The sequence below is a fragment of the Halobaculum sp. XH14 genome, assembly GCF_032116555.1.
Taxonomy (GTDB): domain Archaea; phylum Halobacteriota; class Halobacteria; order Halobacteriales; family Haloferacaceae; genus Halorarum; species Halorarum halobium.
The window spans coordinates 2,054,757-2,076,079 of record NZ_CP134949.1; the positions used below are offsets into that span (position 1 = coordinate 2,054,757).

At 71.5% G+C, this 21,323-nt stretch carries 21 protein-coding genes; 5 read left to right on the plus strand and 16 right to left on the minus strand.

Features of this window, described 5'->3' with window-relative positions; translation table 11 throughout:
- Positions 1 to 185: 185 nt before the first annotated feature.
- The 6 genes from RJT50_RS10495 to RJT50_RS10520 all read right to left on the minus strand — a co-directional run bounded on the left by RJT50_RS10495 (position 186) and on the right by RJT50_RS10520 (position 5,492).
- Complete coding sequence (locus tag RJT50_RS10495; protein ID WP_313691258.1) at positions 186 to 428, minus strand: hypothetical protein; 243 nt, start codon at positions 426 to 428, stop codon at positions 186 to 188.
- A gap of 253 nt (positions 429 to 681) precedes the next feature.
- Positions 682 to 906, minus strand: coding sequence for a hypothetical protein (locus tag RJT50_RS10500; protein WP_313691259.1), 225 nt, complete (start codon positions 904 to 906; stop codon positions 682 to 684).
- Between the two features lie 72 nt (positions 907 to 978).
- A complete protein-coding gene (locus tag RJT50_RS10505) occupies positions 979 to 1,950 on the minus strand; it encodes a GNAT family N-acetyltransferase (protein WP_313691260.1) in 972 nt (323 codons plus the stop codon).
- The gene (gene gatD / locus RJT50_RS10510) at positions 1,941 to 3,200 is read right to left on the minus strand and encodes a Glu-tRNA(Gln) amidotransferase subunit GatD (RefSeq protein ID WP_313691261.1); all 1,260 of its coding nucleotides are present in this window, start codon (positions 3,198 to 3,200) and stop codon (positions 1,941 to 1,943) included. Before gatD ends, RJT50_RS10505 begins: the two co-directional genes overlap by 10 nt.
- Positions 3,201 to 3,799: 599 nt before the next feature.
- Positions 3,800 to 5,278, minus strand: coding sequence for a sodium:solute symporter family protein (locus RJT50_RS10515; protein ID WP_313691262.1), 1,479 nt, complete (start codon positions 5,276 to 5,278; stop codon positions 3,800 to 3,802).
- Positions 5,271 to 5,492, minus strand: coding sequence for a DUF3311 domain-containing protein (locus RJT50_RS10520; protein ID WP_313691263.1), 222 nt, complete (start codon positions 5,490 to 5,492; stop codon positions 5,271 to 5,273). The genes RJT50_RS10515 and RJT50_RS10520 overlap by 8 nt, the downstream gene beginning before the upstream one ends.
- A gap of 138 nt (positions 5,493 to 5,630) precedes the next feature.
- Between RJT50_RS10520 and RJT50_RS10525 the strand changes: the two genes are divergently transcribed.
- Positions 5,631 to 6,812: a glycosyltransferase family protein gene (locus tag RJT50_RS10525; protein ID WP_313691264.1), complete on the plus strand. Its 1,182-nt coding sequence runs from the start codon at positions 5,631 to 5,633 to the stop codon at positions 6,810 to 6,812.
- A 90-nt stretch (positions 6,813 to 6,902) separates the two neighbouring features.
- Positions 6,903 to 7,502, plus strand: coding sequence for an NUDIX hydrolase (locus tag RJT50_RS10530; protein WP_313691265.1), 600 nt, complete (start codon positions 6,903 to 6,905; stop codon positions 7,500 to 7,502).
- Between the two features lie 26 nt (positions 7,503 to 7,528).
- Here the strand turns inward: RJT50_RS10530 and RJT50_RS10535 are convergent, their stop codons facing one another.
- Together RJT50_RS10535 and RJT50_RS10540 are read right to left on the minus strand one after the other, a co-directional pair.
- Entirely contained in the window at positions 7,529 to 7,684 is a 156-nt protein-coding gene (locus RJT50_RS10535; protein WP_313691266.1) for a hypothetical protein, read from the minus strand.
- A gap of 39 nt (positions 7,685 to 7,723) precedes the next feature.
- Positions 7,724 to 7,876, minus strand: a complete 153-nt coding sequence (locus RJT50_RS10540) for a hypothetical protein (RefSeq protein WP_313691267.1) — start codon at positions 7,874 to 7,876, stop codon at positions 7,724 to 7,726.
- Between the two features lie 309 nt (positions 7,877 to 8,185).
- Here RJT50_RS10540 and RJT50_RS10545 point away from each other — a divergent pair, with 309 nt between their 5' ends.
- Positions 8,186 to 8,977 carry a DUF7388 family protein gene (locus tag RJT50_RS10545; protein ID WP_313691268.1) on the plus strand — a complete coding sequence of 264 codons (792 nt, stop codon included), beginning with the start codon at positions 8,186 to 8,188 and terminating at the stop codon, positions 8,975 to 8,977.
- Between the two features lie 104 nt (positions 8,978 to 9,081).
- On the opposite strand, the gene RJT50_RS10550 is transcribed toward RJT50_RS10545, so the two are convergent.
- Complete coding sequence (locus RJT50_RS10550; protein WP_313691270.1) at positions 9,082 to 9,555, minus strand: DUF7975 family protein; 474 nt, start codon at positions 9,553 to 9,555, stop codon at positions 9,082 to 9,084.
- Between the two features lie 144 nt (positions 9,556 to 9,699).
- On the opposite strand from RJT50_RS10550, the gene RJT50_RS10555 reads away from it, so the two are divergent.
- Both RJT50_RS10555 and RJT50_RS10560 read left to right on the plus strand, forming a co-directional pair.
- Positions 9,700 to 10,326 carry an adenylate kinase gene (locus RJT50_RS10555; RefSeq protein ID WP_313691271.1) on the plus strand — a complete coding sequence of 209 codons (627 nt, stop codon included), beginning with the start codon at positions 9,700 to 9,702 and terminating at the stop codon, positions 10,324 to 10,326.
- Between the two features lie 207 nt (positions 10,327 to 10,533).
- Complete coding sequence (locus RJT50_RS10560) at positions 10,534 to 11,187, plus strand: dolichyl-phosphate hexose transferase (RefSeq protein ID WP_425499727.1); 654 nt, start codon at positions 10,534 to 10,536, stop codon at positions 11,185 to 11,187.
- A gap of 29 nt (positions 11,188 to 11,216) precedes the next feature.
- Here RJT50_RS10560 and RJT50_RS10565 read toward each other — a convergent pair whose 3' ends face one another.
- From RJT50_RS10565 to RJT50_RS10595, 7 genes are all read right to left on the minus strand, one after another.
- Positions 11,217 to 12,893 carry a GMC family oxidoreductase gene (locus RJT50_RS10565; protein WP_313691275.1) on the minus strand — a complete coding sequence of 559 codons (1,677 nt, stop codon included), beginning with the start codon at positions 12,891 to 12,893 and terminating at the stop codon, positions 11,217 to 11,219.
- The gene (locus RJT50_RS10570) at positions 12,886 to 13,509 is read right to left on the minus strand and encodes a gluconate 2-dehydrogenase subunit 3 family protein (protein ID WP_313691276.1); all 624 of its coding nucleotides are present in this window, start codon (positions 13,507 to 13,509) and stop codon (positions 12,886 to 12,888) included. The genes RJT50_RS10565 and RJT50_RS10570 overlap by 8 nt, the downstream gene beginning before the upstream one ends.
- A gap of 72 nt (positions 13,510 to 13,581) precedes the next feature.
- The gene (locus RJT50_RS10575; protein ID WP_313691277.1) at positions 13,582 to 15,885 is read right to left on the minus strand and encodes a DUF7846 domain-containing protein; all 2,304 of its coding nucleotides are present in this window, start codon (positions 15,883 to 15,885) and stop codon (positions 13,582 to 13,584) included.
- Positions 15,882 to 17,114, minus strand: coding sequence for an ABC transporter ATP-binding protein (locus RJT50_RS10580; RefSeq protein ID WP_313691278.1), 1,233 nt, complete (start codon positions 17,112 to 17,114; stop codon positions 15,882 to 15,884). Before RJT50_RS10580 ends, RJT50_RS10575 begins: the two co-directional genes overlap by 4 nt.
- Positions 17,107 to 18,741, minus strand: coding sequence for an ABC transporter permease (locus tag RJT50_RS10585; protein ID WP_313691279.1), 1,635 nt, complete (start codon positions 18,739 to 18,741; stop codon positions 17,107 to 17,109). Before RJT50_RS10585 ends, RJT50_RS10580 begins: the two co-directional genes overlap by 8 nt.
- On the minus strand, positions 18,741 to 19,877 hold the full coding sequence (locus RJT50_RS10590) for an extracellular solute-binding protein (protein ID WP_313691280.1): 1,137 nt from the start codon (positions 19,875 to 19,877) through the stop codon (positions 18,741 to 18,743). Before RJT50_RS10590 ends, RJT50_RS10585 begins: the two co-directional genes overlap by 1 nt.
- Before the next feature lie 67 nt (positions 19,878 to 19,944).
- Positions 19,945 to 21,189 carry an alpha-1 4-glucan-protein synthase gene (locus RJT50_RS10595; protein WP_313691281.1) on the minus strand — a complete coding sequence of 415 codons (1,245 nt, stop codon included), beginning with the start codon at positions 21,187 to 21,189 and terminating at the stop codon, positions 19,945 to 19,947.
- Positions 21,190 to 21,323: the final 134 nt, after the last annotated feature.

Consider the following 21,323-nt stretch of genomic DNA (forward strand, 5'->3'; position numbering starts at 1 on the left):
CGAGCGCGCGCGAAGAGTACGGGATAGTTTCCCGAGCGAGCCTGCGAGTGAAGGTGCGTACCGAGGAACCGCCCGAGTGAAGGGTGAAGCCGCGGTTCGTCGTCGGACGGGACCGAACGGGGCTGCCGTGTCGTGTCGGCGTCCGCGGGGACTACCTCCGCCCGCACTCGTCCGAGGGGTAGCGATCAGTCCCGCCCGACGAGCACGTACAGCAGCGCCACCGCCGGCGCGCCGACGATCCACGCGAACAGGCCGGCGATCACCGTCGCGATCGCCCAGACGATCGCGCTGTCGTTGCCACGCGCCGTCGCGTCCTGATACACCCAGTAGGCGACGCCGATCGGGATGAGGAGCCCGAAGACGCCGAACATGAGGAAGATGATGAGCAGTTCCGGGCCGCCGGGGATCGCACCGAAGAGGGGAACCATGTCAGGACCGTGCCACGGCCTCCCCATCAACGTTACCGTTCGATCCCGTCCTCGTCCCGACCGCCCACGGCCGGCGACGACGTGGAGAGTTCCGACCACGAACCCGGAGAGGATCGAGCCGAGTCCGGCGACGCGGACAGCCGGGACGAGCCTGAACGGCAACTCGGTCGCGAGCGTTCCGCCGCCGAGCAGCGCGCCGAAGAGCGGGACCACGGTCGCTCGCCCCGCCGACCGGACGAAATCGGGCGGTGGGCTACCGCCTGACGACGACGAGGTAGTAGATCACGTACGCGACGAGGAACCCGACGAGCGAGAGCAGCAGCGACGCGACGGCCATGCCCACCGCCCACAGCGCCGCGTTGTCGGTCCGCCTGCTCGCGTCGCGGTAGATGAAGTAGCCGACGACGAGCGCGATGACCACGTTGAACACGAGCAACTCCACGCCGCCGGGAATCTGCAGCATCGCGCCGGTGAGCATGGTCGTGTCCTCGGCCGGCCGACGGAAATAGTCGGTGGCCGAGGGGACCGCGTCGGGCCGGCTTAGCCGGTCTCAGTCCAGGACCGTCGCGGGGTCGGTCAGGTCGGCGCTCATCACGAAGTCCGGTTCCCCCGAGACGGGGAAGCGGGCGGCGGCGACGTCGCTCACCCAGCGGGCACCCTCCGGGATCAGGACGCGGGTGTTGTCCAGGCCCGCCTCGCCCGCGTCGCGTGCGACCGCCCGGAGGATCGCCCCGGCCGCCGCGGGCGTCTCCCACGCGCCGACGCCGTAGATTCCCCAGGTCTCGACCTCGCCGTCGTCGGTCTCGCGTTCGTAGTCGTACGCGCGGTAGCTGAACCCGCGCGTGCCGCCCTCGTCCCGCGCGACGAACAGTCGGTCGTCCTCGGCCGCCGCGCGGAGTTGCTCGCGGCGCAGTTCCGAGCAGGCCCAGGACTCGTTCGCGTCCATCGCCAGCCCGCGGAGGTGCGTGCGGGCGTCGCTGTCGGTCCACCAGGCCCACGCGGCCGCGGGGTCCGCAGTCACCTCGACGTCGGGCGTTCCGCCTCCCTTGGGGGTCGCGTCCGGGTCGGGGTCCGGCTGTGCCCAGCGGAACTCGGTCGCCGGCCTGAAGCCGACCGCGCGCGACTGGCCGAGGCCGGCGACGTTCCACGAGAACACCATGTTCCGGCAGACCGCCGCGCCCCGCTCGCGCGCCCAGTCCATGAGCGCGGCCGAGAGCGACGGGGAGAGCCCCTCGCCGCGGTAGTCCGGGTTGACGCGCATCCCCTGGGCCCACGCCTCGGTGTCGGTGAGCATGGCGCCCTGGATGACGCCGGCGACGTCGTCGCCGTCGTCGACGTCGATGACGAACGTGCGCTGGTCGGGGCCGTCGGTCTCCACCCAGTGGCCGAACACGTCCGGGAGGTAGTCGCCGTGCCGGTCGCCCCAGGTGTCCCGCGTGAACGAGACGACCGCGGCCTCGTCGTCGGCCCTGGCCTGCCGGACGACGAACTCGCGGTTCGGCGTCCGGTCGCTCACGCCCATGGCTTCGACTCCTCGGTCAGTTCGCCGGCGAGGTTCCGCCCCATCGCCTCGGCGGGGTTCTCGACGTTGGCGAGCGCCCACATCAGCTTCACCTTCGCCGTCCCCGGGAGGGTGTCACCCGCCTCCACGACGCCAGCGTCCAGCAGGTCCCGACCGGTGTCGTACACGCGGACACAGACCCGGCCCTCGAGACACTGGCTCGTCATGGCGACCGTCGCGCCCCCGTCGACGAGTTCGGCGAGCCGCGGGATGCGATCGGTGTGGACGTGGCCGAGGCCGGTGCCCTCGATCACGATGCCGGCCTTGCCGTCGAGGTAGTCGAAGGCGGCGGGGTCCATGCCGGGCGTGAACTTCACGAGTTCCACCGCGGGCTCGAGGTCGGGCGCGATGTGGAGGGCGCGCTCGCCGCGCTCCGCGTACGTCTTCCCGTCGGCGATGGTGACCGTCTCCGACTCGTAGTCGACGCGGCCGAGCGGTTCCGCCCCGACCGTCTCGAACGCGTCCCGGCGCGAGGTGTGGTTCTTCCGGACGCGCGTGCCGCGGTGGAGCGCACAGTGGTCGTCCGAGGGGGTCCCGTGCATGCAGACCATCACCTCGGCGCAGTCGGCCTTGGCGGCCTCGACCGCACAGACCGCGTTCATCACGTTGTCCGAGGAGGGCCGGTCCGCGGAGCGCTGGCTCCCGGTGAACACGACGGGAACGGGCGTGTCGAGCATGAACGACAGGGCGGAGGCCGAGTACTGCATCGTGTCGGTGCCGTGCATCACGACGACGCCGTCCGCGCCGGCCTCGATCTCCTCGTGGACCGCGCGAGCGAGGTCCGTCCAGATCCCGGGGTCCATGTTCTCCGAGAGGATGTTGGCGACGACGCGCCCGCGGTAGTTCGCCCGGCCGGCAAGGTCCGGGACGGCCCGGAGCACGTCCTCGGCGTCGAACTGGGCGGTGACCGCGCCGGTGCGGTAGTCGACCGTCGAGGCGATGGTGCCGCCCGTCGAGATGAGCGAGACGGTCGGCAGGTCCTCGTCGAAGGCGATCTCGGAGGCGTCGCCATCGTCCTCCTCCTCGTCGCCGACGGCGTGTGCGTCGCGTTCGAGTACGTCGACCGTCGCGTCAGCGCGGGCGATGCCGACGTTGTAGCCGCCCTCGAGCTTCACGACCAGGTGTTCCGCGTCCGAGGAGGGCATGAGGACGCCCTCGTCCGTCACGTCCGCGTGCGCGACGCGGACGCGGTCTCCGGGGCTCGGTGTCATGTCCGGGAGTGGTGCGGCGTCGGACTTCAAACTGCCCTTGTGGGTGTTCGGGGTCGGACCTGTTCGGGCGACCCGGCTTCATCGGCCGCGTTCGACTGACCGACGGTCGCGGTGGCGCGCGGCGGCCGCCCCTCGTGGGCGGCCAACTCGCGCGAGGGACGAGAAGCGCAGCGAACGAGCGAAGCGAGTGAGTGAGCATCGCAGGAGGCTGGGGAGGGCGAGGTGCGGTGCCGTGCGGTCGCGGTGCGGCCCGGGTGGGACTGAAAGGGGCCGCGGCTCTCGACGGGGGCGCGGACCGACGAGCACCGCAGGAAGGAGGTCGGAGGCCGAGTGACGAGGAGCACAGCGGCCGCACCGAGTCGAGAGCCGCGGGGGCTTTCGAGGCAGCCGAAGTGACAACTCAACCATCACGGACGCAGAGTACCGCGGGGGGCTTTCTAGGGATGCGGCACTGTAGCGGAACCAGCCAACTTGTCGACAGCCGCGGGGGCATTCGAGGCGATCGAAGCGAGGATCGAGCCTCGGCACCCAAGACACCGAGGCATTCGAGGCGTGCGTCACAACGACCGAACCGAAAACACGACCACTGAGGACCAGCCCTAATCCGCGGAGACGCCGAACTTCGCGGCGTTCTCCTCGGCTGCCGGGGAACTGACCAGCGAGACGCCGACCGTCAACAGGAGGCCGAAGAGCATGCACCAGAGCGCGTAGTCCCACGTGAGATACGTCGCGGGGAGCGGGAGGAACACGTGGAGGAGGTAGAGGACATGCCCGCCGACGACGCCCGACGCGATCCCCCAGCGGGTCACCCCGCCCCAGTAGAGCGCGAGCAGCACGGGCAGCGTCAGTTGCGCGTAGCCGCCAAAGGCCGTGTCGCCGAGCGCGACGAGGAAGTTCAGCCCGGTGCCCGCACCGACGAACAGCGAGGCGAGGAACGTCAGCGCCGCGAACGCCGCGACGCCGACGCGGCCGATCCAGCCCTCGCGGGCGTCCGAGGCGTCGGGCGCCACGAACGGCCGGTAGAGGTCGCGGGTGAAGTACGACGAGCCCGAGAGCAGCATCGAGTCCGAGGAGGACATCATCGCGGCCATCGCGCCCGCGATCACGAGCGCGGCGAACCAGACCGGAGTGTACTCGGTCAGCAGCGCCGGGATGACGTTGCCGCCCTCGGGAACCTGCACGCCGAGGCCCGCCGCCCACGTCCCGAGCAGGAACGTCGGCACGAACAGCAGCAGGACGAGCACCGGCCAGAGCGCGAACGAGCGCTTCAGCGTCGCCGAGTCCCGGGCGATGAAGAACCGCTGGTTCACCTGCGGGAACATCGTCACGCCGAACGCGATGACGACGGCCGTCGAGATGACGTACTGGGGGGAGTAGAGCCCGCCGCCCAGCGCGAGGAACTCGGGCCGGTTCGTCGCCAGCGCCGAGGAGACCGAACCCAGCCCGCCGGCCGCCGAGAGCACCCAGGCGACCGCGACCCAGACGACCCCGAGCATGAACAGCCCCTGGATCGTGTCGGTCCAGGCGACCCCGCGCATCCCCGCGAGCCCGACGTACAGCACCATGAACACGGTGATGAGCGCCGCGCCCGCCCAGTAGGGGACCGCGCCGTTCGTGAGCCCCGCGATGGCCTGGCCGGCGCCGACCTGCTGGAGCATCACGTACGGGAACAGCCACAGGAGGCCGACGACGGCGACCAGCCCGCGAAGCGACTGCGAGCCGAACCGGTCGCCGAGCATCTCGCCCAGCGTCACGTAGCCGTGTTCCTGCCCGACGAGCCACTGCTTGTAGCCGATGACGTACCAGAGGATCGCGAACAGCACGCCGTCCATCAGCCCCATCACGAGGATCCACTCGGGCCCCGCCGAGAACGCGACGTTGGGCCCGCCGAAGAACGTGAACGCCGAGAGCAGCGTGGCGAACGTCGTGAACAGCAGCACGACCGTCCCGACCGAGCGGCTGGCGAGGTAGTAGTCCTCCGCCGTGCGCTCGGTGAGCCGGTAGGCCAGCAGGCCGATGGCGAGCGCGACGAGCAGGTAGCCGATGACGATCCCCAGCGAGACCGCCAGGTCAGCCACGGTCCACCTCGAGGTCGACGCCGCGGTCCCACGCGCCGCGGGTGAAGCCGTAGAACGTCACCGACGCCACCGCCATCCAGCCGACGTGCCACCAGAGCCAGACGGGAAGCCCGGCGACGGTCGTCGCGTCGCCCCACAGGAACCAGGGCACCGCGAGCGCCACCAGCACCGCGAACGCGAGTACCCACAGGAAGTCCGTTCGATTACGGGTCATCGAAGCGTGATTGCCGCGTCCACCCCCTAAGTGTTACCCTTCGTTCTCCGTATGCCGGTATCGAAGACAAATTTTCTTCAACCTGGCGAGTGTGGTGGAACACTGGCTTTATGCGGCGAACGGCCGGACGTGGGCGTGATGGAGTACGTGCAGGAGCGCGTCGCGACGCTCCACGAGTTCGACGCGGGGGCCGGGACGGGCCGGGGCTCGGGGGCCGGCGGCGGATCGACGACGGGGGGTTCGGCGACCCCGGCGGGCACGACCGCGGGCGGGAAGTCGTGGTCGCTGCCGACCGGGCGAACCGCCGTCGTCGTCCCGATGACCGAGCAGGAGTACCCCGGACTCGCCGCCGAGCGAGTGCTCGGGGAACTGGAGTCGCTCGACCTCGGGCGGGTCGTGGTCCCGCTGCGCGCCTCGCCCGACCGCGTCGGTGCCGTGCGCGACTGGCTCGACGGCTTCGACCTGCCGCTGGAGCTCCTCTGGTGTGACGGCCCGCGCCTCGGCGACCTGCTGGCCGACGCCGGCGTCGACGGCGACCGCGGGAAGGGGCGCGACGTCTGGCTCGCGCTCGGGCGCGCGCTCGCCGAGGACTACGTGGTCGTCCACGACGCGGACACCACCTCCTACTCGCGCGAGTACGTCCGCCGCCTGCTGTTCCCGCTCGCCCACGGCTACGACTTCTCGAAGGGGTACTACGCCCGCATCGAGGAGGGGAAGCTGTACGGCCGCCTGTTCCGGCTCTTCTACGCACCGCTGGTTCGCGCGCTCCGGGACGAACACGACGACGCGCTGCTCGCGTACCTCGACTCGTTCCGCTACGCGCTCGCCGGCGAGTTCGCGGCGACGGCCGAGGTGGCGGCCGCCATGCGCGTCCAGCGAACGTGGGGACTGGAGGTCGGAACCCTCGCGGACGCGTTCGCCACGGCGGGGTTCGACGGGTCGGCACAGGTCGACCTGGGGAGCTACGCGCACGACCACCGCGCGGTCTCCGGGCCGACCGGGCTCTCCGACATGAGCGAGTCCGTCGGCGCGGCGCTGCTGCGCGCGGTCGAGGAGCGGGGCGTCACCCCCGACTACGGGACGCTGCGCGCACGATACCGCTCGGTCGCCGACTCGTTCGTCCGGGCGTACGGCGCGGACGCGGCGTTCAACGGGTTCGAGTACGACGCGGCGGGGGAACGTGAACAGATCGAGACGTACGCCGAGGCGGTCGGTCCGCCCCGGGAGGACGCCCGCCTCCCGCCCTGGACCGACGCGCCCGTCGACCCCGACGACGTGCTGGCGGCCGCGGCCGAGGACGTCGCCGCGGTCACGACCTGACGCCGTTCCCTCTGAGACTCGTGCCGGTCGCGTGCCGAGAGGCGCGGCCCCGACTGCAACGTTGAAGGGCCACGGTCGCACACTGGGTGCATGGACCTGGACGGGGTCGCCCGCCACTCGCCGGTGACGGTCGCCGACGCCGAGGAGCGAGCGGCCGTGCTGGCCGCGGTCATCCACCGGAGCGGGGAGCCACACGTCCTGTTCACCAAGCGGGCCGAACACCTCAGCAGCCACCCGGGCCAGATGAGTTTCCCCGGCGGCGGCGTCGAGTCGGTGGACGAGGACCTCGAGGCCACGGCGCTCAGGGAGGCCCGCGAGGAGATCGGCCTCGAGGCGCGCGAGGTCGACGTCGTCGGTCGGCTCGACGACGTGCCGACCGTCTCGGAGTTCGCGGTCACGCCGTTCGTCGGCACCGCACCCGACCGCGAGTACCGGCCCAACGACGGGGAGGTCGCGGAGATCGCGCTGCTCGCCGTCTCGGACCTGATCGACCCGGCGAACTACGAGTCCGAGCGGCGCGACCACAGCCACTACGGGCCCGTCCGCATCCACTTCTTCCACGTCGACGGCTACACGGTCTGGGGCGCGACCGGCCGGATGCTCGTCCAGTTGCTCGAACTCACCACGGACTGGCGGATGCCCGCGGAGGTCGACCGCGTCGTCGATCCGGACGCAGACCTGCCGCGGTGACGGGCAAGCCCGTTCGAAGACGAAGCTCAGACGTAGCTCACGACCACGAGCGCGCCGAAGAACAGGACGAGAAAGCCGACCAGCACGAGGACCGTCTTGAGCCGGTCGGACTCCACGTAGCCGTCGCCGGGGCGAGCGCCGCCCTCTCCCCCGTCACCCAGGATGCCGCCGCCGATGTCCATGGACGACCTCCCGACTCGCCGGGTAAATAGCTTCTTCCGTTACAGGTAGCTGAGGGCGACGAGGAGGAGGAAGAACGCCGCGAGCGCGCCGAACAGCACGAGGATGGAGACGACCCGGCCGGACTGGAGGACGTCGCGGCCGCCGTGCTCGGCGGCGGTGAGCCGGTCGCCGAGGAGGTTGCTGATGTCCACATCGCCTGGTCGTCGTTCGTTGCCAAATAGCCGTCGTCCGTGCCCGGTCGTCCCGACCGCCCGCACGGCCACGTCGAATCTGACGCGGACGCCACGCTTATTGCGGTGACGCGAGTCGACTCTGACATGGCCGCACAGGCGATGGATCGCGTTCCGCGATCGTTCTGACCGTTCTCACTCGATGAGTCACGCACAGCACCCCGACAGCGTCGCGTCCGCCGTCGGCGGCGCGGTCGTCGCTCGCGCCGCCAGCGGCGCGGTCGGCGTTCGCACAGCCGGTGGCCTCAGTGCCGCCCGCGGAGGTCGCCGATGAGGTCCCGCACCGAGCACGGCGACCGTCGCTCCGCCCGGCTGGGACTCGACGGCGTCGCGCTGAAACCGACCGAGTGCGACGTCTCGGTCGCGCCGGAGCTCCCGTACGACCTCGTCTGTCTCGACTACGAGGGGCGGGAGTCGCTGCCGGCGTTCGACCTGCTCGCGGAACTGGCGCGGGGAACCGACCTCATGCTGACGATGCCGGTCCGCGCGGACGGCTTCGACCCGCGCGGCGACGACTCGCTGGCCCGGGCGCTCCCCGAGGGCGTCGGTCGCGTGCTCGTCGCCGGTCACCCCGCGTACCTCTCGGACGAGGAGAAGCGCCGCGCGGTCGCGCCCCGACTCGGGGACGCCGTCCGCGCGACCGCCGATCCCTGGGTCGGAACCGAGGGAGTCGAGCGTGTCGCGCTCGCCGCGGGCGGGGTCCAGTACGAACTCCTCTCGCGGACCACCGAGCGCGACCTCCGCGCCCTCCGGGCCGCCGGCTTCGGCGGCGGCCTCGCGGTGTACGCGCCGACGGTTCCGACCGACGACGAGGACGCGATCCTCGACGCGGTCGGTGCCTACGCGGCCCGCCGGAAGCCGGTCCGGCGAGCGCTGCCCGAGAACGCGGCGACCGACTCGACCGCGACCGGTCGCGCCCGGGAGGTGCTCTCGAAGGCGGTCCGCGACTTCGCGCTGGTCGGCACGCCCGCGCGGGTCGGTGACCGGGTGGCGGCGCTGAAGGACGCCGGAGCCGACTACGTCGTCGGCTACCCCGCCGCCGGCGTCGAGACGCTTCGATAGGCGTTTGGGGAACCGGGGAGTTTCGAACGTCGCTGCTCGCGTGAGCCTGTCCGCCCGGCCGCGCGCGGCTGCCAGGAGTCGAGGCCGACGCCGGCCAACCCGGCTCAGACCTGCACGACCCACGCCCGGTAGTCCGCCGGCCGCTCGTACACCTCGCGGAACGCCCGGTCGAGGAAGTCGGCGAGCCGGTTTGCATCCGAGCGCGCCGAGACGCGAACGTTCGTCCCCTCGGCCTCCTGGGGCGACTCCAGTTCGTCGATCCGGAACTCGGGATACGCGTCGAGCAGGTCGTTCAGCCGCTCCAGTTCCGCGTCGGTGCAGTCGAGGTTGAACGTCTGCTCGGCGAACTGGATCCACGGCGGGACGCGTGGCTCCCCGTCGGCGTCCTCGGACCCGGCTCCGTCGTCGCCGCTCGCTTCACCGTCCTCACCCGCCGCGTCGGCCTCGAACCCGGCCACCTGTTCGGGTTCCCGCACCTCGACCGTGAGGAACGCGCTGCCGCGCGTCCGGTGGGCGGTCACGGCGTCCGCGAACAGCTTTCGCCTGTCGGTCGGGTCGTCCGCGTCGAAGCGAGTCATGGCTCGACGTACGGTGAAGCGGGGTAAAAACCGGACGCTCCGCGGGGCGGCGGTCGGACCATCGCCCCGCCGTTCCGCCGCTCCGTCCGGGCAAGCCGGGCGGGATTCAGCACGCCTTTTACCGTGGCGGCGGACGCTGTGTCCATGAGCGATCACCGAATCCTGTTGCTGGGCCCGCCGGGTGCCGGCAAGGGGACCCAGAGCACGCGCCTCACGGACGAGTACGACCTCGATCACATCACGACCGGCGACGCGCTCCGGGCGAACAAGGAGATGGAGACGGAGTACGGCACGCCCGGCGAGTACATGGACGCCGGCGAACTCGTCCCCGATCCGGTGGTCAACGAGATCGTCGTGACGGCCCTCGAGGACGCAGACGGCTTCGTCCTCGACGGCTACCCCCGGAACATCGAGCAGGCGGAGTACCTCTCCGAGCAGACCGACCTCGACGTCGTCGTCTTCCTCGACGTTCCCGGGGAGGAGCTCGTGGATCGGCTCACGGGTCGTCGCGTCTGTGACGACTGCGGCGCGACCTACCACGTCCGCTTCGACCCGCCCGAGGAGGAGGGCGTCTGTGACGAGTGTGGCGGCGAACTCGTCCAGCGCGAGGACGACACCGAGGACACCGTCCGCGAGCGCCTGCGCGTCTACCGCGAGAACACCGAACCGGTCGTGGAGCACTACCGGGAGAAGGGCTCGCTCGTCGAGGTCGACGGCGAAGGCTCGCCCGACGAGGTGTTCGATCGCATCCGCGACGTGATCGAGGGCTGACCCAGGCCGTTTTTGGCAAACCTAAACTATCAAGTACGGGGCCACCTACCGGCAGGTATGAACACGAACGCGGCAACCGAGGCCGGTTCCCGGACCGGGGCCGGACACGGAGACGACGTCGACGCGACCGGTCCCGTCGAGGGAACGCCCCGAGTCGACGGGGCGACCGGCGGCGACGAGTACACGTTCGACGACCTGAGCGTGGTCATGGGCACCTACAACGAGGAGGCGGCCATCGAGCACGTGCTGGACGACGTCGACGCCGTCACCGACGGCCGGGCCGAGGTCGTCTGCGTCGACGGCTCCGACGACCGGACGCCCGACATCGCCCGCGAGCACGGCGCACGGGTCATCGAGCAGGAGCCGCGGGGCTACGGCGTCGCGGTCGAGGCGGCGCTCTCGGCCGCCGAGCGACCGGTCGTCGTCACCACCGACTGCGACGACACGTACCCGATGGAGGAACTTCCGTCGTTCCTCGCCGCGATCAACGACGGAGCGGACGTCGTCAGCGGCGACCGCCTCTACTGGGGGGCAGCCGAGATGCCGGCGCTGAACCGGCTCGGCAACCACGCGTTCGCCGCGCTGGCGAGCGTCCTCGCCGGCGAGCGCGTCCACGACACCACCACCGGCATGCGAGCCTACCGCCGCGAGGTGATCGAGGCCATCGACTGGACCGAGAACACGGGGCTCTCGGCGGAACTGCTCGTCCGGCCGCTGATGCGCGGCTACGAGGTGACCGAGCGACCGATCCCCTACGACGAGCGCCGCGGCGAGACGAAACTGGATCCGTTCGCCGGCGGCGCGGCCATCGGGAAGTCCATCCTGACGGTGTGTCTCGAGGAGCGACTCCGACGGTTCTGAGTCGGCAGCCCGGGGGAACCAGCTTCGTTCTACGACAGTTCCGCGTCCAGATCGTCCGCGACCCGGAGCGCCAGCGCCGCGATGGTGAGCGTCGGGTTCATCGCGCCGCTCGTGACGAACGCGCCCGAGGACGGGAGCCAGCAGTTCTCCAGGTCGTGAGTCCTGAGCCGCGGCGTCACCACGCTCCCGTCGGGGTCGGTTCCCATCCGCGTCGTCCCCATGTGGTGGAACGCGGGACCGGTGCTGTCGGGGCCGACGGTCCACCGGACGTCGACCCCGAGTTCCGACAGGACGGCGTGCTGGATCTCGTTGGCCCGTTCGAGCGTCCGCCTCGTTCGGTCGTCGAGCGACCAGCGTATCTTCGGCACCGGGTTGCCGTGGTCGTCGGTCCGCGAGGGGTCGAGCTCGATCCGGTTCTCCGCGCGCGGAAGCTGTCCGACCAGCCCGCCCATGGCGACGTGGGTGCCGTACGAATCGCGGAGGGTCCCCAGCAGGTCGTCGCCCCACTCCTCGGCCGAGAGCGCCATCTCGACGGGCGAGGGGCCGGCGTAGTTCAGGAACTCCAGCTTGATGGGGCCCAGATCACCGTCGGCGGGTGGAATCGAGCCGGCCGTCCCGGACGCGCCGGCCCCCGGTCGGTCGTAGAACTGGTGGGACTCGCTGGTGAGAAAGCCGACGTGGTTCTGCCGGGTCGGCTCGTCGAGCACCCCGCCGGCGCCCGCGAACAGGTGGTCCATGAAGTAGCGGCCGACCAGCCCCGAGGAGTTCGCCAGGCCGTCCGGATGCCGGGCCGACTCCGAGAGCAACAGCAGTCGCGCCGTCTCCACCCCGCCGCAGGCGACGACGAACTGGCGGGCCTCCTGCCGATGCTCCGTCCCGTCCGGCGTCGCGTACACCGCCGCTTCGACGCGGTCGCCGGACTCGTCGTGTTCGAGCCGCTGGACGGGCACCCGGGTCAGCAACCGCGCGCCGGCCTCCTCCGCCCGCTCGACGTGGCGCTCGGCGCTGTACTTCGCCCCCGAGGGACAGACCGGTTTGCAGGTTCCGTAGCCGACGCAGGCCGAGTCGTCCCCCCGCGACTCGGAGAGCCGGGCGTTCGGCACCGAGTGTGTCGCCACCCCCAGCCGCTCGCACGCCTCGGCGAACAGCGAGTCGCTGTAGGACGGCGGGAACGCGGGCAGGTCGTACGGCTCCTCGCGCGGCGGCGCGAACGGGTTGTCGGCCGCGCCCGAGACGCCGAGCGCCCCCTCCGCGGCCGCGTAGTACGGCCGCAGGTCCTCGTAGTCGATGGGCCAGTCGGCGGCGACGCCGTCGCGCGTCCGCCGTCTGAAGTCCGACTCGTGGAGCCGCATCACCATCCCCTGCCAGTGGAGCGTCGACCCGCCGACGCCCTTCACCCGGGCGGCGTTCAGCGGGTAGTGCCGGTCCCCGCCGGTCGTGTACGCGTCGCGCTCGCCGCCCATCTCCCAGACGGAGTCGGGTCCGTACGCCGGCCTGATGTCGCGCTCCATCCGCTCGGTTCTGTCGCCATCGAATCGTTCGCCGGCCTCGAGCACGACGACGTCGTGGCCCGCCCCGGTGAGCCGGTGTGCGACGAGCGCGCCCGCGGGGCCGCTGCCGACGACGCAGACGTCCACGCGCCCGCTCGGCGTCCGGTCGGCGTCGGCGGACGCGGCCGGGTCGTCACCGTCCGTTGACTCACGCATCGTCGGTCCCCGCGGGCGTCCTCGTGCCGGGGTCCGATCCGGTCGTGTCGTCGGTCCCACCGCCGGTGTCGGCGGCGGCGTCCCCGTTCGTCGGCGGTTGCCGGTAGCTCACCGTCCCGCCGGGGAACCCCTGCGGGTTCTCGATACCGACGAGCTCGCCGCCGGTCGGCGTGGTGTAGAGCGCGTACAGCAGTTCGTTGACGAGGAAGTGCCGGACGCGTTCGGGGTCGTCGCCGTCCGGAACCGGGTCGGCCGTGTCGACGGCCATCTCTCGGAGGTGGGCGTCGCGGGCCGCCGGGTCGAGGTCGGCGAAGCGCGCGTCGCGCCACGCCTCGGCGTACTCGTCCAGCGTCTCGACCGCGTCGGCGACGCCCTCGCGGTGGTTCGGTCGGTCCCGGACCCTGCCGACGCAGTACGTCTCCACGAACTCGGGCACCCCCGATACCGTACTCGGGTAGACCGTGCGTGCGACCGCCACGAGCGCCTCCCGCTCCGCGGGCGTGAACCGTCCCTCCGTCGCCTCGCCGTCTCCCCACTCGAGCCCCGCACAGCCCCCGGCGACCGCCGCACCACCGGCGGCCAGCGCCGCGAGCGCGTCACGACGGCTCAGCTGCATGGCCGACGGGTTAGGGTAGCCTAAACAAATGGCTTGTCATCCGGACGAGGGCGGCGCCGGTCGGCGGGCCCGTCAGCCGGTCCGGTCCGGGGCCGTCCGGTCCGACGCCGTCGGGTCCGACGCAGCGGAGTTCGAGGCCGTCCCGTTCGGCGCCGTCCCGTCGATCGTCGTCCCGTTCGACGCGGACAGGGCAAGTTCGACGGAGACGCCGTCGGCCGCCGCCTCGGGGACGTAGGCCGCCTCGCCGCCACAGAGTCGCGGCGTGGTGCAGACCTCCGCGTACGGCGTCAGCGCCCGGACCTCCTCGTCGTCGAGGAGGACGGGCACGTCGAGCCGGTAGCTGAACGCGCCAGTCCCGCCCGTGCTGACGTACACCACGAGTTCGAGCGTCTCGCGGCCGGTGACCGGAACTGCGGTGTCGTTACCGACGGGGGCGACCGCCCCGTCCACGGTCGCGCGCCCCGCGGCGACCGTCAGCGACAGCGGGAGCGAGGACGGCGTGCAGTTCGCCGCGTACAGCGCGCTCCCTTCCTCGCTCCGGAGCCGGAGCGACACCGACTGCGCGTTCGCCGGGACCCCGAGCGTCGCGTTGAGCCGAACTTTCCCGCCCGAGACGTGCCGGACCCGCTGGATGCGCGGCTCGACGGTCACGCCGGCGGTCGGGGCCCAGTCGCCGCGGTAGGTGTACCGATGCACGGTCCGCTCCGGGAAGGCATCGACGACGGCGAACTGCTTCTCCCGGAGCGCGTACACCGCGTCGCCGTCGTAGTCGGGGTCGTTCCGCAGCGCCTGGAACGGGTGGTTGAGCCAGTCGCCGTAGGGGGTGGGGAGGAACACGAGCGCGTCCTCGAACGACCGGTCCACGAACGGTTCGTACGCCTCCTCGTAGGCGGCGGTGACCTCGGCGTTGCGGTCGATCGGCCCGCCCAGGGCCGTCGCCGCCGGAACCGCGAACGCCGCCGCGCTGAGCACCGTGACGGCGGCGAGGACGGCGGCCGCGCGCGACTCGGAGGACGCCCGGTCGCGCACGTACCCCGGGAGCCGTCGACCGAGGATGACCAGCGCGTGGGCGGCGAACAGCCCGGTCGGGACGAGCAGGTCGAAGTGGTAGTACGGTCCGAGCCCCGCGATCAGCCCGTCGCCCGGCGCGGTCAGGTTCCCGAGGACGTTGAAGTTCCCCCAGAAGAAGACGTTTCCGAGCGGGACGGAGACGGCGAGCCCCGCGAGCGCGACCTGTCGAGAATCGACGCGGTCGATGCCGGTTCCGCCTGCGATCCGGGCACCCAGGTCACTGCCGGCGGCGGAGCCGACCGCACGCGCGCCGAACAGACCCAGTCCGATCGCGGCGAGCAGCGTTCCCGCACGACCCCCGGCGACCCAGTCGGTGAGGAACGCGGCGAGCACGCGCGCGTTCGCCTCCAGCGCGAGTTCCGGCGTGTACTGAACCTCGTGGCCGAGGATCTCTCGGTGCCCGAAGCCCAGGCCGTCCGCGGGAGCGAACGCGACGTACGGGAACACCAGCGGGTCGCCCGTGAGGACGGCGTTGTACGCGAGCGCGGCCGCGACGCCGCCACAGCCGAGCGCCGCGGTGACGAGGTTCCGGGAGAGCGCGCCCCGGTCGAGTTCGCTGACGAACTCCCCGCGGTCGAACCCGTCCGCGGCGAGGCCCCGAACCGTCGACCCCGAACCGAGGATGCGCCACCCGGCGTGGGCGACGAACGGCGCGGCGAACAGCGTCGCCGTGTACGGCCGGGAGAAGAACGCGACGCCGACGGCGACGCCGGCGAGCGCGGCCCACCACGCGCTCCCGGTTCGGTCGGCCCGGAGGTACGCCAACGCGAACAGCAGGTTCCAGAGCGTCGTCGCGGCGTACGGGAGGAACACGCCCGACTGGACGACGAACAGCGGGGAGGCCAGAACGAACGCGGCCGCGAGGACCCCGTGGCGGGCGTCGAACGCCTCCCGCACCGTCAGGTGGGTCAGGCCGACGACCGCCGCGGCGATGCCGACGAGCGCGACCTGCGGCCCGCCGAGCAGCGTGCCGCCGGCGAACATCGCGGCCGGGACTGGCGCGTACTTCGGGTACAGCGTCGCCGCGTCGGTCTCGACGAAGAACCACGGCCGGAACGGGTCGACGACCGGCGGGTCGAGGACGAGTTGCCCCTCGAGCAGCATCGCCGCCTGCTGGAGGTAGACGGCCTCGTCGTGGTTCGACGAGTGGTACGGAAACAGGCCGGTCGCGACGAGCGCGGCGACCAGTGCCCCGGCAACCATCAGGAGAACGGCGACCGCGTCGGCCCGCGTCGCCCCCTCCACCGCCCGGCGGCGCGCCGTTCGGAGGCGCCGTCGGACCGCGTACACGAAGCCACCCGTCATTCCGCAACGCCGTCGGCGGCCGGATACCAGGCGAGCGTGTGATCGGCCACGAGCTCGACGGTCACCCGCCGGTCCAACGCGAACTCGGTCGCGTGGTTGTGTTCACACCTGACGACCCGACCGCCGTCGAGTTCGACGTCGTAGACGAACGACGGGCCCGTGTACGTCCGGCCGACGATGACGCCGTCGCCGTCGCCCCCGGCCGGGACCGCCTCGAGGTCGTCGGGACGAACGAGCACGTCGACGTCGGCCCCGTCGTAGTCGGGGGTGAGTCCCTGAAGCAGCTCCTCGTCGAGCGTGCCCAGCGCGGTCTCGACGCTTCCGCCCTCGAAGCGGCCGGGCAGGAAGCTGGCCTGACCGATGAACTCCGCGACGAACCGCGACTCGGGGTGTTCGAACACGGCTTCGGGCCGCCCAACCTGCTGGAGCGTCCCGTCGTGCATGACGGCGACGCGGTCGGAGATGCTCAGCGCCTCCTCCTGGTCGTGGGTCACCGAGACGGCCGTGACGCCCGCCTCCTTCAGGATCCGTCGCACGTCCTCGCGCATCCGCACCCTGAGCCGCACGTCGAGGTTGGAGAACGGCTCGTCGAGCAGCAGCACGTCGGGTTCGGGCGCGAGCGAGCGCGCCAGCGCGACGCGCTGGCGCTGGCCGCCCGAGAGCGTGTCGGGCGACTGGTCCGCGTACTCGGTCAGGCCGACGAGCTCGAGCAGATCGGCGACCCGCGCTTCGGTCTCGCCGTCGTCGGCGTCCTGCAGGCCGAAGGCGACGTTCTCGGCGACCGAGAGGTGGGGGAACAGCGCGAACTCCTGGAACACCATGCCGACGTCGCGGTCCTCGGGGTCGGTCACGACGCCCTCGCCCGCGACCGTCTCGTCGGCCACGACGACCACGCCGTCGGTCGGGGCCGCCAGCCCGGCGATCATGCGGAGCGTCGTCGTCTTTCCGCAGCCGGACGGCCCCAGCAGGGTGAGCAGTTCGCCGTCCCTGACGGTCAGGTTCAGCCCGTCGACGGCCGTCTCCGTGCCGTACTCCTTCCGGACGCCCTCCAGCCGGAGCACCGGCTCGGCGTCGTCGTACGGTCCCCGCGGGGGGTCCTCGGCCGTTTCCGAGCCGCCCGCGGCGCCGGCGGGTGGTCCCTCGCCCGATCCGGCGTCCGCGTCGTCGTGGCCATCGCTGGTCCCCGTCGTCCCGCCCGCCGTCACCTCGTCGAGCGTCCTTTCAGCCATCGGTCCCCTCCTGGCGCAACAGGAGCACCATCGACAGGCCGGAGACGGCCACCAGCACGAGCGCCGGCAGCGCGGCCCGGCCGTAGTAGCCGGCCTCCTGAACTCGCCAGATGTACGTCACGAGCGTTGTAAATCCTGTCGGATGGAGGATGAGCGTCGCCGGCAGCTCCTTCATCGTGGTGAGAAACACCAGCGCGGCCCCCGCGACGAGCCCCGGCGTGATCAGCGGCAGCGTCACGCGGCGGAACGCGCCGCGCGGCGGCTCGCCGAGCGTCCGCGCCGCACCCAGAAGGTCCCCGTCGACGCCGAGCACCGACGAGCGGGTGGTGCCGACCGCCTGCGGGAGAAAGCGGACGACGTACGCGAACACGAGCAGCGGGAGCGTCTGGTAGAGCCCCGGCGCGTAGCTGGTTCCGAAAAACACCAGCGCGAGCGCGAGCACGACGCCCGGCATCGCGTAACCGACGTACGTCGAGCGCTCCGAGAGCCGTGCGGCGAGCGAGTCCGAGCGTCCGGCGTAGTAGGCGATCGGCAGCGCCAGCACCACGGTCACGAGGGCCGCGAGCAGCGACGCCGACACCGAGTTCAGCCCGAACGCCCAGTCGAACGCGATGCCGCCGCCGGCGTAGCCCGGGCCGCTCCGGAGCAGCCACATCGCCAGGATGCCGACCGGGAGCGCGAGCGTGAAGGTCGCAACCGTCGCGGGGAACAGCATCGCGGGCCAGCGGAGCCGACCCAGTTCGATGACAGTCGAGGACGACGCGGCCGACCCGTAGCCGTCGGACTCCTCGGGGCCGATCCGGGATTCGAGCGCGAGGACGAACGCGGTGACACAGAGCAGTTCCAGCGCGAGCACCGTCGCCCGCGCCTGCCCGAACGCGCCGAGTTCGACGTAGATGACGCGCGTGAACACGTCGTACTGCATGATCGCCGGCGTCCCGAAGTCCGAGAGCGCGTACAGCGCGACCAGCAGCGCCCCCGCGGTCACTCCCGGGGCGATCTGTGGCAACACCACGCGACGGAACGCCGAGCGGTAGCGGTGGTTCAGCGTCCGTGCCGCCTCGAGTTGCGTCGTGTCGAACGACAGCAGCGACGCCCGCGTCGTGAGGAACACGTAGGGGTAGACGAACAGCGTGAGGACCAGCACCGCTCCCTCGAGCCCGTAGATGGTCGGAATCCGGACGCCCAGCGGCGCGAGCAGGTCCGCGAGCGCCCCGCGCGGGCCGAACGCCGAGACGTACGCGAACGCTCCGAGGTAGCTCGGCACGACGAGGGGGAGCGCGGCGACGACGGTCCAGAACCGGCCGAACGGCAGGTCAGTCTGGACCGTGAGGACCGCCAGCGGGACCCCCAGCGCGAGCGACCCGCCGGTGACGAGCGCGACGACCAGCAGGCTGTTCACCAGCACCTCGACCGCGGTGGGTGACGTCGCCAGACCGACGGCCTCGACGAGCCCCACGTCGGCGGCCCTGAGAACGAGCCAGAGCACCGGCGAGACGACGGCGGCCGCGACCGCGACGGCCGCGGCGGCGAGGAGGAGGCCGGCGGCGTCGCCGTCCGCAGCCTCCCGGGCTCGCCGGGTCAGGGTCCCCCCGACCCCCGCCGCATCGTCGCCCCCGGAGGCCATCAGAGCACGCCGGTCTCGCGGAGCAGTTCCAGCGTCGGCTGGACGTCCGAGAGTTCGGTCAGGTCCAGGTCCGGCGGGTTCAGTTCGTCGATGGTCGGGAGCCCGCCGACCGGCGGGATCCCCGGAATCATCGGGTAGCCGTACGTCCGTGTGGCGAAGAACTCCTGGGCCTCCGCCGAGAGCAGGTGGCGGATGAACGTTTGCGCCAGGTCACCGTTGTCGCTCGGCGCGAGCTGTGCGGCGCCGGCGACGTTGATGAGCGCGCCAGCGTCGCCGCTCGTGAACGCGAGGTCGAGCGGTGCGTCCGGCCTGCTCGCCCGCACCCGGAGCGCGTAGTAGTGGTTCGCGAAGCCGGCGGCGATCTCGCCCTCCGCGACCGCGTTCGAGACGAGGAACTCGTCCGGGTACTCCGTGATCCCGGCGTCGAGCATCCCGTTCAGCCACTCGCGCGTCGGCTCCTCGCCCTCGATGACCCGCATCGCGGTGACGAACGCCTGGAAGGCGCCGTAGGTCGGCCCCCAGCCCATCGCGTCCTGCAGCGGCGACGCGCCCGGGAAGTCCATGACCGTCTCCGGGATGTCGTCGGACGAGAGCGCATCCGTGTTGTACGGCACCGCGCGTGCGCGGCCGGCCGTGCCGACCCACTGGCCGTTCGGGTGGAACGTCTCCGGAACGGGCTCGACGACCTCCGAGGGGAGTTCCGCGGTGAGGCCCTCGTCGGCGACCGCGCCGAGCGAGCCGGCGTCGACCGACCAGAACACGTCGGCGGGCGTCGACTCGCCCTCGGTGATGATCGTGTTCGCGCCCTCCGCCGCGCCGTAGCCGCGGATCCGCCCGGTGAAGTCTGGGTAGATGTTCTCCAGCAGCGTCACGAGGTCGCGGTAGAGGCCGCCCTCGCCCCCGCCGAGGTAGATGTCGAGTTCGCCGCTCAGCTCCGGCAGGTCGGAGAGTCGCGTTCCCTCCAGCGGCGGGCGCGACTCGACGAGCGGGCCGGAGCCGCGGAAGTCCGAGAAGGCGACGTTCCGCGAGGGCGTCCGCGAACTGCCGAACTGACAGCCCGCCAGCCCCGCGGTGCCGGCGGCCCCCACCGCCGCGAGGAAGCGCCGCCTGCTCCGTGATCCGTCGGTGTCGGTCATCGTCGAATTTGGTTCGCCTAAAGCCGTTAACTCCTGCGGTTCGCTGCCGTCCGCACGGCCGGAGGGGTCAGTCATCGGCGGTCACCACCCGCGTCCGCTCGACGGTCGAGAGCGCGTCCAGGCAGTCGAGCCAGTCGCGCATGTACTCGCCACAGTGGTTCAGGAACGCGCCGTTGGCGTACTCGCTCCAGTCGCCGGTCGCCAGGCGGTCGGCCATCGCATCGAAGACGGCCGCGTACTCGTCGGCGTCGGCGACAGCGTCGGCCCGTCCCTCGCTCGCGTCGACTCCCGCGGGGGAGACGTCGTCGACGATCTCCCAGAGGTGCTCGTTCAGTTCGAGCCCCGGCACCTCGTCGTTGAGGTCGTCGAACGTCGGTCGCGGCGCCTTGTTGTGCTCACAGAGCGGGCCGCCGGTGACGACGTCGTCCCCGAGCAGGTCCGCCGCGCGCTTGAGGAACACGCCCGACCAGATGTCGTCGAACCGGCCGACGTCCCACTCGTTGTCGTCCATCGGGAGCTGGTAGAACGCCGGGACGACCTCCCGGCGGAACGCGAGGTTCATCGAGCAGACCGTGAGGTACTGACCCGGCGCGGCGACGAAGTCCGCCTCGAAGTCCTCGGCGGTCGTCCTGGTCTCGGCCTGTCCCCGCAGGTCGCCGTCCATCAGGATGCGGACCGCGTCGAGGTCGGGCACGTTGGTCCACAGGCCCTGCGAGGCGACGACGCTATCGACCTGGGCTGTGCCCGTCTCGACCGTCTCGTCCATCGCTGCGTAGGGGTAGCCGCGCGGGTAGAGCCCGTGTTCGTCGGCGTTCTCGTGGAGCACGTTGACCCAGTTCTCGTCCGAGCGGACCTCGGTGAGTTCGCCCTCGTACTCGAGGGTCGCCAGGTGCTCGCCGAAGAAGTCCTGGTCGGAGTGGGGGAGCGTGTCGTCGTCGATGAAGACGCCGAGGTCGAACTCGTTCGCCCAGAGGTACAGCAGGCCGAAGGAGGTCTGGGCGTGGCTGGCGGCCGGGACGAGGTGCTCGAACTCGTCCACGTCGTGGTCGGCGAGCCACTGTTCGCGGCCGTTGCCGTCGAACACCGCGCCCGAGACGCCTTCCTCCCGGAGCATCGCCCGCATCTCGTCAACGTCACAGAAGTCCTCGGTGACGAGGACGACGTGCAGGCGGTCGAGGTCGAAGCCGTGCTCGCGGGCGTTCTCGAAGTAGGCTCGCATGCACTCGTACTCGCGGATCGTCGGGACGACGACGCAGACGTCCGGTCGCTCGCCGCCGGGCGCTTCCGTCGATTCGGTCGTCTCGGTAACCATGTGTCGTTCTCGGAAATCGTTTAGGTTGTCCTAAAGTCTGTCGTTTATTAGGTAGTCCTAAACCGAATCGAGGCGTCGACGTTCGCCCGCGGTCCGCGGTCGAAGAGTACAACCTTCATACGTGCCGGTCGCAT